This window comes from Cupriavidus sp. LA-1 (genome assembly GCF_055385985.1).
Genome location: NZ_AP031387.1, coordinates 2509956 through 2526167, shown reverse-complemented (window position 1 = coordinate 2526167; position 16212 = coordinate 2509956). Strand labels below are relative to the sequence as shown.

Sequence of the window (16212 nt, the reverse complement as noted above, 5' to 3'; positions counted from 1 at the left end):
GTCCCCCAATTCGCTTTACTGAAGGAATTCCCCCATGACCCTGATTGCCCTGAACGCCGACGTGCTGGTCACCATGGACGCCCAGCGCCGCGAGATCCGCGACGGCGCGCTGGTTGCCGAAGGACCCGCCGTGCAATGGGTCGGTCCCACCGCTGAACTGCCGCCGCAATACCGGCGCATGGTCGACGATGGCAGCGCGCAGGTGCTGGACATGCGCGGACGCGTGGTCACCCCTGGCCTGGTCAACACCCACCACCACATGTACCAGAGCCTGACGCGCGCGGTGCCGGCGGCACAGGATGCCGAGCTGTTCTCGTGGCTGACCAACCTGTACATGCTGTGGTCGCACCTGACCCCGGAAATGATCGCGGTGTCGACCAAGACCGCGATGGCCGAGCTGATGCTGTCGGGCTGCACCACCACCAGCGACCACCTGTATTTGTTCCCGAACGGCTCGCGCCTGGATGACTCGATCGCCGCGGCGCACGAGATGGGCATGCGCTTCCATGCCGCGCGCGGCTCGATGAGCGTGGGCCGCAGCAAGGGCGGCCTGCCGCCGGACGTGGTGGTGGAAGAGGAGGACGCGATCCTGCGCGACAGCCAGCGGCTGGTGGAGCAGTACCACGACAGCGCACGCCACGCGATGCTGCGCGTGGTGCTGGCGCCGTGCTCGCCGTTCTCGGTGTCGCGCGACCTGATGCGCGAATCGGCCAGCATGGCGCGGCACTACGGCGTGTCGCTGCATACGCACCTGGCCGAGAACGACAACGACATCGCCTACTCGCGCGAGAAATTCGGCCTGACGCCGGCGCAGTATGCCGAGGACCTGGGCTGGGTTGGCCACGATGTGTGGCACGCGCACTGCGTCAAGCTGGACGAGGAGGGCATCGCGCTGTTTGCCCGCACCGGCACCGGCGTGGCGCACTGCCCGTGCTCGAACATGCGGCTGGCGTCCGGCATTGCGCCGGTGCGTGCCATGCGCGACGCGGGCGTGCCGGTGGGGCTGGGCGTGGACGGGAGCGCGTCGAACGACGGCGCGCATATGCTGGGCGAGGCGCGCCAGGCGATGCTGCTGCAACGCGTCGGCTACGGGCCGGCGGCGATGAGCGCGCGCGAGGCGCTGGAAATCGCCACGCTGGGAGGCGCGCGCGTGCTCAACCGTGACGATATCGGCGCGCTGGCGCCGGGCATGTCGGCGGACTTCGTCGCCTTCGACATGTCGGAAGTCGGCTTTGCCGGCGGCGGCCATGACCCGGTGGCGGCGCTGGTGTTCTGCACCCCGGCCAATGTCGCGGCCAGCGTGGTCAACGGCAGGGAAGTGGTGCGCGACGGTGCACTGCTGACCGCCGACCTGCCCAATGTGCTGCTGCGCCATCGCGCGCTGGCGCGCACGCTGTTCGAGCGGGCCAGCCAGGGCGCCTGATGCAGGGTCGCCGTGGCGTGGGCACGTGCCTGCGCCACGGCGGATCAGGGAGGCAGGCGGGCCTGCAAAGCAAAAGGCCGGAAGCATTGCTGCTTCCGGCCTTTTTGTATTCGGTGGTGGGGCGTGAGTGACTCGAACACTCGACCTACGGATTAAGAGTCCGCTGCTCTACCAACTGAGCTAACGCCCCAACGAAGAACGAGATTCTAGCATGATTTCTGGCGCTGTCAAATGTTTGATGCAGTTGCCGCAGTAACCGCCCGCATTGTGACCAGCGTGCGAGGCTGCATGCGGATGGAACCGAACGGCAGCCGCGATGGTCTTCCGAATGAGCGCATTCGCATGGGTGGTACCCATACGATTTTGCCGGAGCCATGTTAGGATGTTTCTCCACTTGCATATGGAGGGCCGCACCGATGGATATCAAATTCCAAGAGCAAGAGCGCTACGACATCAATAACGAAGGCTTGTTGTTCCAGGCACTTGTCAATGGCGAGAAGGTGACTTGCGTGGTGACACGCGAAGCACTGTGGGAAGGCTTCAGTGCCGACCAGGTACTGTCGCTGGAAGAAGCATTCCGCGCCGGTCGCGAAACCATCGAACGCGCCGCCGTGGTGCTGATCGAGCAGGGCGCGCCCCAGCCAATCGTCGTCAAGCGCGCCCACGTGGCGCCGATCTGATGCGGATGGATGCCCCGGCCAGCCCCAGGCATGCCGCGGGCGCCCATCTGTTATCAGGCAGCAGAGCGTAGGGCCGTCCGGCCTTGCGTGCCAGCCGGCTCCGCCGGCGCAGGCAGATCCCAGTCTCCCCGTTTTTTTCAGTTTTATTGCAGCCGCATCGTTGCTGAGCGCTCGCGCGTGCGGGCGCTTCCGTTCATGCGCGCGCAGCCTGTGCCGCCGCGGTGCCCGGCCGCGACGCGCACTCTTCGAAGATCCGCGCCGTGCATTGCGCGCAGATGTCCGGCGAGAGCTGGCCGATGATCGTGTGCAGCGCCTGCCGCTTGGTCGGGAAGATATGGTCGGCGCCGAGCTTGTCGGCAAAGCCGGTCTGCGCCCAGGTCTGCAGCACCTGGGTGCGCGGGCGGTGGAAGTACAGGTCGCCGCCCAGCGCGCGCCGCTCGGACAGTTCGTATTCCCACATCTCGGCGCCGGCCAGGTCGATGAAGTTCATGCTCTTGGTCATCGCCAGCAGGTGCGTCTGGCCGGCATTGACCGTGCGCAGCCAGTGCAGGCGATCCGTCACGTACTGCACGGCGCCAAAATAGATCGCGCCCTCCATGCGCAGCAGCTTCAGCTGCGGGCATTCCGGCTGCGGCCGGCGCAGCTCGTCCAGCGGCGTGAAGCGCCGGCCGGGATCGTCGGCGTCCGGCACCAGGCTGCGCACCGCTGGCCGCGAAGTGCGGTACAGGTAGGCCACCAGCGACAGCACGGTGCCGAGCAGCACCGCCATCTCCAGCCGGATCACCAGCGTGGCGGCGAAGGTGCCGATGGCGATCGCGAATTCCGTACGGCTGAGCGTGAAGATGCGGCGCAGCCGCGCGATGTCGAGCAGGCCCCACGCCACCAGCAGCAGCATCGCGGAGATCGCCGCCATCGGGATCTGCGCCAGCAGCGGCGCGCTGACAGCCACCAGCGCCACCAGCCACAATGCCGAGAACATGCTCGCCAGCGGCGTGCGCGCACCGGCTTCGAAGTTGGGCACCGAGCGGTTGAGCGAGCCGCACGAGATATAGCCGGAGAAGAAGCCGCCCGCGATATTGGACAGGCCCTGGCCGATGAACTCGCGATTGGCATCGATATGCTGGCCGGAGCGCAGCGCCACCGCCTTGGCGATCGAGATCGACTGGCCCAGCGCGACGATGGTCAGCGCCGAGGCGATGCCCAGCAGGTCGGGCAGCTTGCGCCAGTCCACGTCGGGAAGATGGAAGCGCGGCAGCGCCGACGGGATCGGCCCGACCACGTGGACGTGATGGGTGCCGCCCGTGCCTGACTGGTTCAGCAGCAGCGCCATGCCATAGCCGGCCAGCAAGCCCAGCAGCATGAACGGCAGGCGCCGCGACAGCCGCTTGCACAGCAGCGTCACCGCGAGTGTGACCGCGCCTACCGTGACCGCGCCCCAGTTGATCGTGTCGATGTTCTCGAACAGGTGGCGCAGCACGCCGAAGGCGCTGGTGCCGGTGGGCACCGCCAGCCCGAACAGGTCCTTGAGCGCGTACAGGCCGATCAGCGTCGCCGCGCCGCAGGTAAAGCCAAGCAGCACCGACGGCGAGATGAAGTTGGCCAGCGAGCCCAGCCGCAGCGTGCCCACCGCCAGCTGCATCACGCCCACCACGATGGTGACCGCCAGCGCCAGCCCGATATAGGCCGGGCTGCCGGCAAACGCGAGCGGGCTCAGCATCGCGAACAGCGCCAGCGAATTGGCGTTGGTCGGCCCCGACATCACGTGCCAGCTCGAGCCGAACAGCGCCGCCACGATGCATGGCACCACCGCACTGTAGATGCCGTACTGCGGCGGCAGGCCGGCCAGCGTGGCGAAGGCCACCCCCTGCGGCAGGACCAGCACGGCGCCGAGCAAGCCGGCCACCAGGTCGGCGCGCAGCGTGGTCTTGTCGACGCGCTGGCTCCATGGGAACAGGCGCGGCAGGAGGGATCCGGATCGGGACGCGGGCATTGGCAATGACGGGGGAAACGGGCTCAGCCGGCCTCGTCGACGCGGTCAGGCGGCGGCGCGGCAAGCGATCCTGGTGGCTCAGCGGGCGGGTTTGGCTGCGGCGCCAGGCCGGCCAGCATGGCGTCGAGCGCGCGGTAGACCTCGGTCAGCCGTTCGGCGCCGAGCCGCTGCGCCAGCTCCTGGTAGCGTGCATCGATCAATGGCTCCATCTGCACGATGATGGCGTGCGCCGACGGCGTCAGGCTGACCAGCTGGCGGCGCTGGTCGGTGGCGGAGCGGGTCCGTTCGACCAGCCCGGCATCTTCCATGCCGCTCAGCATGCGCGTCAGGCTGGGGCTCAGGATCAGGCAGGCATCGGCCAGCTGGTTGGGCTCCATCGGCCCGCGTTCGTTGAGCGTGCGCATCACGCGCCATTGCTGTTCGGTGATGCCGAACTGCCGCAGGATCGGGCGAAAGCCGGCCAGCAATGACTCGCGCGCTTGCAGCAGCAGGTGAGGAAGGTTGCGATGGCGGAACATGGCCTGGCTGGTGTGGCTCATGCCCGCAGTGTAGCGGGCACGGCGCCGCGCGGCGAGCGGGGCTTGCCCGGACTTGCCGGGTCTTGCCTGAACCCGCGCGCGGGTTCAGGGCGCGTTCAGCGGCAGTCGAGCGTGGCGACCACGGGCGTGTGGTCCGACGGCTGCTCCCACTTGCGCGGCACGCGGTCGATCACGCAGGCGCTGCAGCCGCTGGTCAATGCCGGCGACAGCAGGATGTGGTCGATGCGCAGGCCGGCGTTGCGGCGGAATGCCATCATGCGGTAGTCCCACCACGAGAAGCTCTTCTCGGGCTGCTCGAACTTGCGGAACGCATCGGCAAGGCCGAGTTCCACCAGCCCCGCAAACGCGGCGCGTTCCTGTGGCGAGACCAGGTTCTGGCCTTCCCACTTCTTGGGGTCGTGCACGTCGCGGTCTTCCGGCGCGATATTGAAGTCGCCCAGCAGTGCCAGCCTGGGGTAGCGCTGCATTTCCTCGCGCAGCCAGGCTGTCATCGCCTCCAGCCACTTGAGCTTGTAGACGAACTTGTCCGAGTCCAGCGCCTGCCCGTTGGGAAAGTAGGCGCAGACCAGCCGCAGGTCGCCGTAGGTGCCCGCGATCACGCGCTGCTGCGCGTCCTCGAAGCCGGGGATGTTGCGCACCACGTCGGCGGGGGCGGGCATGCTGGCGTCGCGGGCGAGGATGGCCACGCCGTTGTAGGTCTTCTGCCCGGTGAAGATGCTGTGGAAACCGGCGTTCTCCAGCTCGGCCAGCGGGTACTTGTCGTCCGGCAGCTTCAGTTCCTGCAGGCACAGCGCGTCGATCGGCGCGCCGGCCTGGTCCTGCTCGGCCAGCCATTGCAGCACCTGCGGCAGGCGCACCTTCAGGGAATTGACATTCCAGGAGGCAATCCGCAGGGGACCGTTGGTAGGCAATGTCGCGCTCATGCCGTCATCCCGCCGTGGCGCAGCAGCGCGTCGATCTGTGGCGCGCGGCCGCGGAAGGCGACGAACGAGTCCATCGCCGGGCGGCTGCCGCCGACCGACAGGATCTCGCGCTGGTAGCGCGCGCCGGTCTCGCTGTCGAGCACGGTGCCCGACAGTTGCGCGGCCTCTTCGAACGCGGCGTACACGTCGGCCGACAGCACTTCGGCCCACTTGTAGCTGTAGTAGCCCGCCGCATAGCCGCCGGCGAAGATATGGCTGAAGGTGTTCGGCCAGCGCGACAGCGGATGCTGCGGCACCACGTGCACGCGGTCGTTGATCTGGCGCGACAGGTCCAGCACCGAGGCGGTGCCGGCCGGGTCGAAGTCAGTGTGCAGGTGCATGTCGAACGACGAGAACACGATCTGGCGCAGCGTCATCATGCCGTTCTGGAAGTTCTTGGCGGCCAGCATGCGGTCGAACAGCGCGCGCGGCAGCGGCTCGCCGGTGTCGACTTGCCGGGTCATGCCGGTCAGCACCTCGTACTCCCAGCAGAAGTTCTCCATGAACTGCGACGGCAGTTCCACCGCGTCCCATTCCACGCCGTTGATGCCCGACACGCCCAGCTCGCCGACCTGCGTCAGCATGTGGTGCAGGCCGTGGCCGAACTCATGGAACAGGGTGATCACTTCATCGTGCGTGAACAGCGCGGGCTTGCCGCCCACCGGCGCCGAGAAATTGCAGGTCAGGTAGGCCACCGGCGTCTGCACGCCGCCTTGTTCCAGCACCTTGCGCCCGCGCGCGTCGTCCATCCAGGCGCCGCCGCGCTTGCCTTCGCGCGCGTACAGGTCGATGTAGAACTGGGCCAGCAGCGCGCCGTCCGCGGTGGTGACGCGGAAGAAGCGCGCGTCCTGGTGCCAGGTCTGCGCCTGCTCGGGCTCGATGCGCACCGAGAACAGCTTCTGCACCACCCCGAACAGGCCTTCGAGCACCTTTGCTTCCGGGAAGTACTGCTTGACCTCGTGCTCGGAGAACGCATAGCGCTGCTGGCGCAGCTTTTCCGAGGCATAGGCCACGTCCCACGGCGCCAGCTCGGGCAGGTTCAGCTCGGCGGCGGCAAAGGCCTTGAGCTCGGCCCAGTCCTGCTCGGCATAGGGGCGCGCCTTGACGGCGAGCTCGTCGAGGAACTTCAGCACCTCGGCCGGCGATTCGGCCATCTTCGGCACCAGCGAGACTTCGCCGTAGCACTGGTAGCCGAGCATCTGCGCCTCTTCGCGGCGCAGCGCCAGCTGCTCGCGCATATTGGCGGTGTTGTCCCAGTCGGCCTGGCCCTGGCCGTGCTGCGGGCCCAGCTCCGAGGCGCGCGTGACGTTGGCTTCGTACAGGGTCTGGCGCAGCGCGCGGTCGTCCGCATACTGCAGCACCGGGAAGTAGGAGGGGAAGTGCAGCGTGAATTTCCAGCCGGCCTTGCCTTCCTTTTCCGCGGCGTGGCGGGCGGCTTCCTTCGCGTCGTCGGGCAGCCCGGACAGGCGGGCTTCGTCCTCGACATACAACCCATACGCGTTGGTGGCGTCGAGCACATGGTCGGAGAAGGCCTTGGACAGCTGGGCCTGCTGCTCCTGGATCCCGGCAAAGCGCGGCTTCTTGTCCTCGGGCAGCTCGGCGCCGCCCAGGCGGAAGCCGCGCAGCTCGTTCTCGATCAGCTGGTGGCGCGCCGCGCTCATGCCTGCGAACGCGGGGCTGGCGGCCAGCGCCTTGTACTTGTCGTACAGCGCCAGGCTCTGGCCGAGCGAGGACCAGAACTCGGTCATGCGCGGCAGGTTCTCGGCGTGGGCGCGGCGCAGTTCGGGCGTATCGGCCACCGCGCTCAGGTGGCTGACCACGCCCCAGGCGCGGCCCAGCGGCTCGGTTGCGGCTTCCAGCGCCTGCACGGCGTTGGCCCAGTCGGCGGGGGTGGCGGGGTCTTCGGCGCGGGCGACGGCCTGCTGCGCGCGCTCCAGCAGCACGTCCAGCGCCGGGCTGATGTGCTCGGGCCGGATCTCGGCAAAGCGGGGCAGGTCGGAAAAGTCCAGCAGAGGATTGGTAGCGTTGGCGGCTTGGTCCATGGCGTGTTCTCGGTTGGCTGGCCTCGGTCAGGCAATGATCCCGCAGATGGGGCCGGGGCGCCGGATTTTCCAGTGCCCCGGGTGGCTTATCGTGCGCTGCAAGTGCGCCGGGGGCCTTAGCCGGCGGTGCGCTCGGCGGCTTCCAGCGTGTTGACCAGCAGCATGGTGATGGTCATCGGGCCGACGCCGCCCGGCACCGGCGTGATATGGCCGGCGACTTCACGCACGCCGGCAAAGTCGACATCGCCGCACAGCTTGCCGTGGTCGTCGCGGTTCATGCCCACGTCGATCACCACCGCGCCGGGTTTGACCATGTCGGCCGTGATCAGGTTGCGCTTGCCGACCGCAGCCACCACCACGTCCGCGTCGCGGGTGTGGGCGCCGATGTCGCGTGTCTTGCTGTTGCAGATGGTGACGGTGGCGCCAGCCTGCAGCAGCAGCATCGCCATCGGCTTGCCGACGATATTGGAGGCGCCCACCACCACGGCGCGGGCGCCGCGCAGCGGGAACTGGATCGACTCCAGCATCTTCATGCAGCCGTAGGGCGTGCACGGGCGGAACAGCGGGGCGCCGGTCATCAGCGCGCCGGCATTGGCCACGTGGAAGCCGTCGACGTCCTTTTCCGGGGCGATCGCCTCGAGCACCTTGTGGCTGTCGATATGCTTGGGCAGCGGCAGCTGCACCAGAATGCCGTGGATGTTCGGGTCCAGGTTCAGTGCGTCGATGCGGGCCAGCAGTTCCGCCTCGGACAGGTCGGCCGGGTAGCGGTCGAGCGAAGAATGAAAGCCGTTGTCCTGGCAGGCCTTGACCTTGTTGCGCACGTAGACCTGGCTGGCCGGGTCCTCGCCGACCAGGATCACGGCCAGGCCGGGCCGGTGACCGCGCTCGGTCAGGCGGGCGGCGCGCAGGGCGGCTTCGGAGCGGATTTGTTTGGCAAGGGCGTTGCCGTCGATCAGTTGGGCAGGCATGGAGGCTGGGCGGGTTCGTGGCCGGGAGGGTGGAGGCGCCGCCCCGCGCCGGGGCGCGGGATGGGCCAAAGGCGGAATTATAAAGGTTGCTTGGGGCATGCCGCACGGAGCTTGACCGGGGGCAAGGGCAGCGCCGCGGCGGCGCTGGTAGCATCGGCCGCATGCACACCGCGCTCGCGTCCCTGCTGTCCGATCCCTTGCTGGCCTTGCTGTCCCTGGCGGGGCTGCTGTGGGCCCTGACGCGCCGGCCCTGGCAGCTGCTGCGGCGCAATGCGCTGCAGAACGCCTGGCTGGGCGCGATGGTGCTGGTGGCGCTGCTGTGGACAGTGCGCGCGACGCTGGCCGGCGGGCTGGTGATCCAGCTGCTCGGCGCCACGCTGATGGTGACGCTGTTCGGGCTGCCGCTGGCGCTGCTGTCGCTGTTCGTGGTGGATGGGTTGTCCCTGCTGGGTCTCGAGTACCTGGCCGGCCACGGCTGGGCCCAGTTCGGCTGGGACGCGCTGTGGGCGCGCTACGTCTGGCTGGCGCTGCTGCCGGCGCTGATTTCCGCGACGCTGCAGGCGGCCATGCGGCGCCTGCTGCCGCGGCATCCGTTTGTCTTTATCCTGGGGCACGGGTATTTCACGGGCGGCCTGGCCGCGCTCGGGGCCAGCGCGGCGCAGGCCGGCTGGCGCTACCTGATGGCGCCGGCGTCGCCCCTGAGCGTTGCCGACACACTGGTGGCGGGCATCATCCTGGCCTTCGGCGAGGCCTTCCTGACCGGCATGCTGGTCGCGATATTTGTGGTCTATCGGCCACAATGGGTGGTGACATTCCGGGACGAGGAATACCTGAACGGCTAATGGGGAAAGCAGGAAGCGGCAGGAAGGCGCTGCACCGGATGGCGCGCGGGGAGGGCAGCCGGTGCGGCCGTGGGCCGCACCGGGCAAGGCGGTCAGGCGCCAGGCGCCAGCCGCTCAGCTGTTGCGCGACAGCGCCAGGCGCAGCAGGTCGGCGACAGTGTTGACGTTGAGCTTTTCCATGATGTTGGCGCGGTGCGCCTCGACGGTCTTGATGGAAATGCCCAGGTCGTCGGCGATCTGCTTGTTCAGGCGGCCGGCCACGATGCGCTCCAGCACCTGCTGCTCGCGCGTGGTCAGCTTGCCCAGCAGGTCCTTGGCGGCGCGCTGCTCGCGCGCGGTGGAGTGGTCGGCGCGGGCCTTGGTCAGCATGCGCTCGACCAGCGCGCGCAGTTCGGACTCATCGAAGGGCTTTTCGATAAAGTCGATCGCGCCGCGCTTCATCGTCGATACCGCCATCGGCACGTCGCCGTGGCCGGTGATGAACACGATGGGAATGTCGATCTGCTCGGCCAGCATGCGCTCCTGCAGCTCCGGGCCGCTCATGCCGGGCATGCGCACGTCCAGGATCAGGCAGGACACCTGGCTGGCATCGTAGGCGGCGAGGAACTGCTCGGCGCTGCTGAAGCTGCGCACCTGATAGCCATTGCCCTCCAGCAGCCAGGTCAGCGAGTCGCGCATGGCTTCATCGTCGTCGACGATGAACACGGTCTCGCCGCGGTGGGGCGTGGGGTTTGGCGTTGCGGTCATGTAGTCTCCTGGGGACAACAATTCATTGCTGCGAAGTGTAACCGGCAGCGGCCCTCTGTGGCGAGACAGGCCCCCGGGATCCGTGGGGGAATGGCGTGGCCGGATTTTTCTGGAATCCCTTGGCGGGTCCGGGCGCGACGGCGCTCCGTGGTCCGGCCTATTGTTCGGCGAGCGCCGATTGCAGCGGCAGCATGATCTTAAATGTACAGCCGATGCCGTCGACATTGTTCTCCACCCACAGGCGGCCCTGGTGCGACTCGATGATCGAGCGGCAGATGTTCAGCCCCATGCCCATGCCGTCGGACTTGGTGCTGAAGAAAGGCTCGAACAGCCGCTCCTTGGTGGCCTCGTCGACGCCCGGGCCCTGGTCGATCACGTCGATATGGACGTTGTCGCCGATTTCGCCCGGCTCCACCCGCGCGTGCAGCCGCACCACGCCGCCGGCGCGCAGGGCGGGCAGGCCGGCCATGGCCTCGACCGCGTTCTTGAGCAGGTTCACCAGCACCTGCTCGATCAGCACCGGGTCGACATAGACCGTCAGCGGCGGCGTCGGCAGGCGGGTCAGGATGGTGACGCGGCGGCGCGTGGCCTCCAGGTCGGCCAGGCCCACCGCGTCGGCGACGATGTCGTGCAGCGCGGCCGCGCGCCGCTGCGGCTGGCTGCGTTTCACGAAGCCGCGGATGCGGCTGATGATGGTGCCGGCGCGCACCGCCTGCGCCGAGGTCTTCTCCAGCACCGGGATCAGGTCCTCCGGCGTGCTGCGGCCCGAATGCAGCCGTGCCACCGCGCCCATGCAGTAGTTGTTGATCGCCGCCAGCGGCTGGTTCAGCTCGTGCGCCAGCGACGAGGCCATCTCGCCCATGGTGGTCAGGCGGCTGGTGAACTGCAGCCGCTCCTCATGCTGGCGCGCCATTTCCTCGGCGGCCTTGCGCACGGTGATGTCGGTGGCGATCTGCATCTGCGCCAGGTGGCCGTCGACCCACTGGATATAGCGGCGGCGCACTTCGAACCATTTCTGCATGTCCGGCACGAACACCTCGCGTGCATCCGACGCGTACGGCATCAGCTCGGAGGCCGGCAAGCCGGCGTAGGCGTCGACGTAGTCGGTGTTGTCGCTGGAGACCTGGTCCTTGTCGAGTTCGTCGCCGGCCAGCTTCAGGTGGCCCTCGGCCTCCCAGCCGAACAGCTGCCGGTAGTAGCGGTTGGCAAAGAGCAGTTCGGCCTTGTCGGTGGCCAGCACCGACACCGCGGCATCCAGGCTCTCCAGCACCGTGGTGAAGCGGTCGTGCGCGGCGGCCAGTTCCTCGCGCGCGCGCTTGGGCTCGGTGATGTCCGTCATCGAGCTCATCCAGCCGGTATGGCGGCCGCGGCTGTCCACCAGCGGCGACACATACATGCGCGCGTAGAAGCTGCTGCCGTCGCGGCGCATGACGCGCATCTCGTAGCCGCCGGCGGGCGACTTGCCCTGCAGCGTCAGGTCGATCTGCTTCTGCATCTCCTGCTGGTCGTTGGGCGGCCAGTAGGGGAAGGGTGGCAGGCGCCCGACCAGGTCGTTCTCCTGCCAGCCGGTCATGCGGCAGAAGGCCGGGTTGACGTAGGTGATGCGGCCGTTCAGGTCGAGCGCGCGCAGGCCGATCAGCATCGAGTTTTCCATCGCGCGCCGGAACGAGGTCTCGGCCAGCAGCGCGCGCTGCGCCTCGGAGCGGCGGCTGGTATGGCGCCACATGCTCCACAGGCTCCACAGCAGGAAGCAGGACAGCCCCACCACCAGCCACAGCAGCATGTTGTTGGGCAGGTTCGACGGCGGCGGGTAGGCGTCGGCGCGCAGCGACAGCGAGTGGCCCGGCGGATCCAGCAGCACCTCGTACGACAGCGCATTGCCCGGCACCGGCCGCAGCGAGGTGCTGGCCCGGGTCTGGTTGTTCTTGTCGATCAGCGAGAAGCGGTAGCGCTCGGTCAGCTCGGGCGGCAGCAGGTGGGTCAGGATGCCGTTGATCGAGTACAGCGCACCCAGCGTGCCGAGGAACTCGTTGTCGCGCACGATCGGCACTTCCATCAGCATGAAGCTGTCGCCGCGGTCGTTGACCAGCGGGCGCGAGTAGACCACGCGCTGGGTCTCGCGCGCGGCGTCGAAGGTGTCGAGCACTTCGGGCTCGAGCGGCTGGTCCTGGTTCTCGCGCAGGCGGCTGGCGAATTCCGAGGTCGACGGCAGCGACCAGCGGCCGCGCTTGGTGGCATCGAGCCAGTTGATGAAGACGATCTCGGGGTTCTCGCGCAGGATTTCCTGCGCCGCGGTGCGGTAGGCGCCTTGCTCCAGCTGCGCGGCGGCGATGTCGCGCGCCAGCGAGGCCAGCTGGTCCTGGTTGCTCAGCAGGGACAGGCGCACGCGTTGCTGCGCCCAGGCGGCGTCGCGGTACAGGGCGTCGCGCTGCTGCTGGCGCTCGGTCTCGTGCAGCGACCACAGGATCACGCCCATCGCCACCGTGAAGAGCACAATGGCCACCAGCGGGATGAACATGAACCAGCTGGTGGCTACCAGGTTGCGCCAGCGCATCCACCACAGTCCGCGCGGCGGCGCCACGGGAGTACCGTCATCGGGGCCCAGCACCTCGATCGGACCAAGTCCGGCCGCCGGAGAGGGGGCGTGCGGGCCGTGCGGCCCATGCGCGGGGTCGCCGCCCGCCGCCTTGGCTGTACCCGACACGTCGGAGGGAAGCACGGCGGCACGCAGGCTGCGGAAAAAACGATCGAGGCGGCTGAAAAACGGCATGGGAGGGATTGACGGCTGACCGACCAGTGTACCGAGATTATTGCGGTGCGTCGCTTGGGGAAAGCGCCAATGAAATCCCGGCCGCGCCTGCCGCGGCGGGCCGGCTTGCGGGACAGGGCTGGCGGGGCGGGCAGTGATTCTTTGTGCGCCGCCGCATAATTCCACATTATAAAAAACGATATCGCAATTTGAAAATTTCGCTTGTGCTGGACTTTCGCCTTCCATAGAATCGGTCCGACCCAAGAATGCGGGCGGAAGCCATGCGCCTGCCGCGCGGAGGAACCGGAACAGGTTTCCCGGCGGCGGCCCCGATGCAAGGCAGCATGGCGCCCGGAATCCGCAAGTCGGTGCGAGTCATACGTAGAGTCGTGTCCGGGCGCTGCCAGCGCGGGCGCGGAAGCAAAGAATTCACCCAGGAGACAGTCATGTCCGCCGTACCAGAGCAGATTCTCGGCGCCTCGAGCGCCAACGACGCCGATCCCCAGGAAACCCATGAATGGCTCGACGCCCTGCAGGGCGTCCTGGCCGCCGAAGGCCCGTCGCGCGCCGCTTTCCTGATCGACAAGCAGATCGAATACGCACGCGTGAACGGCGTCACCCAGCCGTTCCACGCCGAGACGCAGTACATCAACACGATTCCGGTCGAGCAGCAGGCCCGCATCCCCGGCGACCAGGACATCGAGCACCGGATCCGCTCGTACACCCGCTGGAACGCCATGGCGATGGTGCTGCGCGCCAACAAGCACACCAACGTCGGCGGCCACATCTCGTCGTTCGCCTCGGCGGCGACGCTGTATGACGTCGGCTACAACCACTTCTGGCGCGCCCCGTCGGAACAGAGCGGCGGCGACCTGGTCTTCGTGCAGGGCCATTCGGCCCCGGGCGTGTATTCGCGCGCCTTCCTGCTGGGCCGCCTGACCCAGGACCAGCTTGACAACTTCCGCCAGGAAGTGGACGGCAAGGGCATCTCTTCGTACCCGCACCCGTGGCTGATGCCGGACTTCTGGCAGTTCCCGACGGTGTCGATGGGCCTGGGCCCGATCATGGCCATCTACCAGGCCCGCTTCATGAAGTACCTGGACAGCCGCGGCCTGGCCAAGGCCGGCGACCGCAAGGTCTGGGCCTTCCTGGGCGACGGCGAGACCGACGAGCCGGAATCGCTGGGCGCGATCGGCATGGCCGGCCGCGAGAAGCTCGACAACCTGGTCTTCGTCATCAACTGCAACCTGCAGCGCCTGGACGGCCCGGTGCGCGGCAACGGCAAGATCATCCAGGAGCTGGAATCCGAGTTCCGCGGCGCGGGCTGGAACGTGATCAAGGTGGTCTGGGGCAGCAAGTGGGATTCGCTGCTGGCGCGCGACACCAAGGGCCTGCTGATGAAGCGCATGATGGAGTGCGTGGACGGCGAGTACCAGACCTTCAAGGCCAAGGACGGCGCCTATGTGCGCGAGCACTTCTTCAACACGCCTGAGCTCAAGGCGATGGTGGCCGACTGGTCCGACGACGACATCTGGCGCCTGAACCGCGGCGGCCACGACCCGCACAAGATCTATGCCGCCTACAAGGCTGCCAGCGAGCACAAGGGCCAGCCCACGCTGATCCTGGCCAAGACCATCAAGGGCTATGGCATGGGCGATGCCGGCCAGGCCATGAACGTGGCCCACCAGCAAAAGAAGATGCCGGTGGACGCGATCCGCAAGTTCCGCGACCAGTTCAGCATCCCGGTCGCCGACGACAAGCTGGAAGACGTGCCCTACGTCACCTTCGAGGAAGGCTCGAAGGAACTGGAATACATGCGCCAGGCGCGCATGAACCTGGGCGGCTACCTGCCGGCCCGCCGCCTGAAGGCCGAGGCGCTGCCGGTGCCCGAGCTGAAGGCGTTCGAAGCGCTGCTCAAGGCCACCGGCGAAGGCCGCGAAGTGTCCACCACCATGGCCTTCGTGCGGATCCTGAACACGCTGCTGAAAGACAAGCAGATCGGCAAGCACGTAGTGCCCATCGTCCCGGACGAGTCGCGCACCTTCGGCATGGAAGGCCTGTTCCGCCAGGTCGGCATCTGGAACCAGGAAGGCCAGAAGTACGTGCCGGAAGACCACGACCAGCTGATGTTCTACAAGGAATCGCAGACTGGCCAGGTGCTGCAGGAAGGCATCAACGAAGCCGGCGCCATGTGCGACTGGATCGCCGCCGCCACGTCGTACTCGACGCACGGCGTGCAGATGATCCCGTTCTACATCTACTACTCGATGTTCGGCATCCAGCGTATCGGCGACCTGTGCTGGGCCGCCGCCGACATGCGCTCGCGCGGCTTCCTGCTGGGCGGCACCGCCGGCCGCACCACGCTGAACGGCGAAGGCCTGCAGCATGAAGACGGCCACTCGCACGTGTTCCACGCGGTGATCCCGAACTGCATCTCGTACGACCCGACCTTCCAGTACGAACTGGCGGTCATCATGCAGGACGGCCTGCGCCGCATGTACGCCGAGCAGGAAGACGTCTACTACTACCTGACGGTGATGAACGAGAACTACGAGCATCCGGAAATGCCGGCTGGCGTAGAGCAGGACATCGTCAAGGGCATGTACCAGTTCCGCAAGGGCGTCGAGAACAGCAACGCGCCGCGCGTGCAGCTGCTGGGCTCGGGCACGATCTTCCGCGAGGTGATCGCCGCCGCCGACCTGCTGAAGAAGGACTGGGGCGTCGAGTCCGACCTGTGGAGCTGCCCGAGCTTCACCGAACTGGCCCGCGACGGCCAGGCCGCCGAGCGTTTCAACCTGCTGCACCCGGCCGAGACCCAGCGCGAAGCGTTTGTCGCGCAGAAGCTGAAGTCGGCCCGCGGCCCGGTGATCGCCTCCACCGACTACATTCGCGCCTTCGCCGAGCAGATCCGTCCGTTCGTGCCGCGCCGCTACGTGGTGCTGGGCACCGACGGCTTCGGCCGCTCGGATACGCGCGAGAAGCTGCGCCACTTCTTCGAAGTGGACCGCTACTGGGTCACGCTGGCCGCGCTCAAGGCGCTGGCCGACGAGGGTGCGATCGGCCGCGACAAGGTCGCCGAGGCCATCAAGAAGTACAACCTCGACCCGAGCAAGCCCAACCCGATGTCGGTCTGATCCGGCAGCCAGCACCCACCCCCGCAGTACGGCAACGCCGTGCCGCGGGCGCCCCGGCCAGAGCCCGGACGGCGCCTTGCGGCATGGCGGCGTGACAGAAGCGGGCGGCGAAGGTAATCTCGCCGCTTGCGGACGT

General features: G+C 67.8%; 11 protein-coding genes and 1 tRNA gene. 4 read left to right on the top strand and 8 right to left on the bottom strand.

Translation table 11 applies throughout. The features are described 5' to 3' along the window. Positions 1-34 precede the first annotated feature (34 nt). Entirely contained in the window at positions 35-1423 is a 1389-nt protein-coding gene (locus tag ACZ5MJ_RS11790) for an 8-oxoguanine deaminase (RefSeq protein ID WP_464219497.1), read from the top strand. A 114-nt stretch (positions 1424-1537) separates the two neighbouring features. Here the strand turns inward: ACZ5MJ_RS11790 and ACZ5MJ_RS11785 are convergent. Further along, a tRNA-Lys gene (locus ACZ5MJ_RS11785) sits at positions 1538-1613 on the bottom strand. 226 nt (positions 1614-1839) lie between these two features. Here ACZ5MJ_RS11785 and ACZ5MJ_RS11780 point away from each other — a divergent pair. Next, complete coding sequence (locus ACZ5MJ_RS11780) at positions 1840-2103, top strand: DUF1488 family protein (RefSeq protein ID WP_018006788.1); 264 nt, start codon at positions 1840-1842, stop codon at positions 2101-2103. 193 nt (positions 2104-2296) lie between these two features. Here the strand turns inward: ACZ5MJ_RS11780 and ACZ5MJ_RS11775 are convergent, their stop codons facing one another. The 5 genes from ACZ5MJ_RS11775 to folD all read right to left on the bottom strand — a co-directional run bounded on the left by ACZ5MJ_RS11775 (position 2297) and on the right by folD (position 8604). Next, positions 2297-4093, bottom strand: a complete 1797-nt coding sequence (locus ACZ5MJ_RS11775; RefSeq protein ID WP_464219496.1) for a SulP family inorganic anion transporter — start codon at positions 4091-4093, stop codon at positions 2297-2299. A gap of 23 nt (positions 4094-4116) precedes the next feature. Continuing rightward, a complete protein-coding gene (hpaR, locus tag ACZ5MJ_RS11770; RefSeq protein ID WP_464219495.1) occupies positions 4117-4632 on the bottom strand; it encodes a homoprotocatechuate degradation operon regulator HpaR in 516 nt (171 codons plus the stop codon). A 95-nt stretch (positions 4633-4727) separates the two neighbouring features. Beyond that, on the bottom strand, positions 4728-5555 hold the full coding sequence (gene xth, locus ACZ5MJ_RS11765) for an exodeoxyribonuclease III (RefSeq protein WP_464219494.1): 828 nt from the start codon (positions 5553-5555) through the stop codon (positions 4728-4730). Beyond that, positions 5552-7636, bottom strand: coding sequence for a M3 family metallopeptidase (locus ACZ5MJ_RS11760; protein ID WP_464219493.1), 2085 nt, complete (start codon positions 7634-7636; stop codon positions 5552-5554). Before ACZ5MJ_RS11760 ends, xth begins: the two co-directional genes overlap by 4 nt. A 116-nt stretch (positions 7637-7752) precedes the next feature. Beyond that, positions 7753-8604 (bottom strand): bifunctional methylenetetrahydrofolate dehydrogenase/methenyltetrahydrofolate cyclohydrolase FolD, encoded by an 852-nt coding sequence (gene folD, locus ACZ5MJ_RS11755; protein WP_464219492.1) that lies wholly within the window; start codon positions 8602-8604, stop codon positions 7753-7755. A gap of 161 nt (positions 8605-8765) precedes the next feature. Between folD and ACZ5MJ_RS11750 the strand changes: the two genes are divergently transcribed. Further along, complete coding sequence (locus ACZ5MJ_RS11750; protein WP_464219490.1) at positions 8766-9446, top strand: energy-coupling factor ABC transporter permease; 681 nt, start codon at positions 8766-8768, stop codon at positions 9444-9446. A gap of 114 nt (positions 9447-9560) precedes the next feature. On the opposite strand, the gene ACZ5MJ_RS11745 is transcribed toward ACZ5MJ_RS11750, so the two are convergent. After that, positions 9561-10193: a response regulator transcription factor gene (locus ACZ5MJ_RS11745; protein WP_464219489.1), complete on the bottom strand. Its 633-nt coding sequence runs from the start codon at positions 10191-10193 to the stop codon at positions 9561-9563. A gap of 157 nt (positions 10194-10350) precedes the next feature. After that, the gene (locus tag ACZ5MJ_RS11740; protein ID WP_464219488.1) at positions 10351-12963 is read right to left on the bottom strand and encodes a PAS domain S-box protein; all 2613 of its coding nucleotides are present in this window, start codon (positions 12961-12963) and stop codon (positions 10351-10353) included. A gap of 425 nt (positions 12964-13388) precedes the next feature. Here ACZ5MJ_RS11740 and aceE point away from each other — a divergent pair, with 425 nt between their 5' ends. Continuing rightward, positions 13389-16076, top strand: coding sequence for a pyruvate dehydrogenase (acetyl-transferring), homodimeric type (aceE, locus tag ACZ5MJ_RS11735; RefSeq protein ID WP_464219486.1), 2688 nt, complete (start codon positions 13389-13391; stop codon positions 16074-16076). The last annotated feature ends 136 nt before the right edge of the window (positions 16077-16212 follow it).

What these genes read in the sequence shown, in the direction of transcription:
- folD (WP_464219492.1), bottom strand. Translation starts at nt 8,604, where the DNA reads ATGCCTGCCCAACTGATCGACGGCAACGCCCTTGCCAAACAAATCCGC.
- ACZ5MJ_RS11745 (WP_464219489.1), bottom strand. Translation starts at nt 10,193, where the DNA reads ATGACCGCAACGCCAAACCCCACGCCCCACCGCGGCGAGACCGTGTTC.
- hpaR (WP_464219495.1), bottom strand. Translation starts at nt 4,632, where the DNA reads ATGAGCCACACCAGCCAGGCCATGTTCCGCCATCGCAACCTTCCTCAC.
- ACZ5MJ_RS11780 (WP_018006788.1), top strand. Translation starts at nt 1,840, where the DNA reads ATGGATATCAAATTCCAAGAGCAAGAGCGCTACGACATCAATAACGAA.
- ACZ5MJ_RS11775 (WP_464219496.1), bottom strand. Translation starts at nt 4,093, where the DNA reads ATGCCCGCGTCCCGATCCGGATCCCTCCTGCCGCGCCTGTTCCCATGG.
- ACZ5MJ_RS11790 (WP_464219497.1), top strand. Translation starts at nt 35, where the DNA reads ATGACCCTGATTGCCCTGAACGCCGACGTGCTGGTCACCATGGACGCC.
- ACZ5MJ_RS11750 (WP_464219490.1), top strand. Translation starts at nt 8,766, where the DNA reads ATGCACACCGCGCTCGCGTCCCTGCTGTCCGATCCCTTGCTGGCCTTG.
- ACZ5MJ_RS11760 (WP_464219493.1), bottom strand. Translation starts at nt 7,636, where the DNA reads ATGGACCAAGCCGCCAACGCTACCAATCCTCTGCTGGACTTTTCCGAC.
- aceE (WP_464219486.1), top strand. Translation starts at nt 13,389, where the DNA reads ATGTCCGCCGTACCAGAGCAGATTCTCGGCGCCTCGAGCGCCAACGAC.
- xth (WP_464219494.1), bottom strand. Translation starts at nt 5,555, where the DNA reads ATGAGCGCGACATTGCCTACCAACGGTCCCCTGCGGATTGCCTCCTGG.
- ACZ5MJ_RS11740 (WP_464219488.1), bottom strand. Translation starts at nt 12,963, where the DNA reads ATGCCGTTTTTCAGCCGCCTCGATCGTTTTTTCCGCAGCCTGCGTGCC.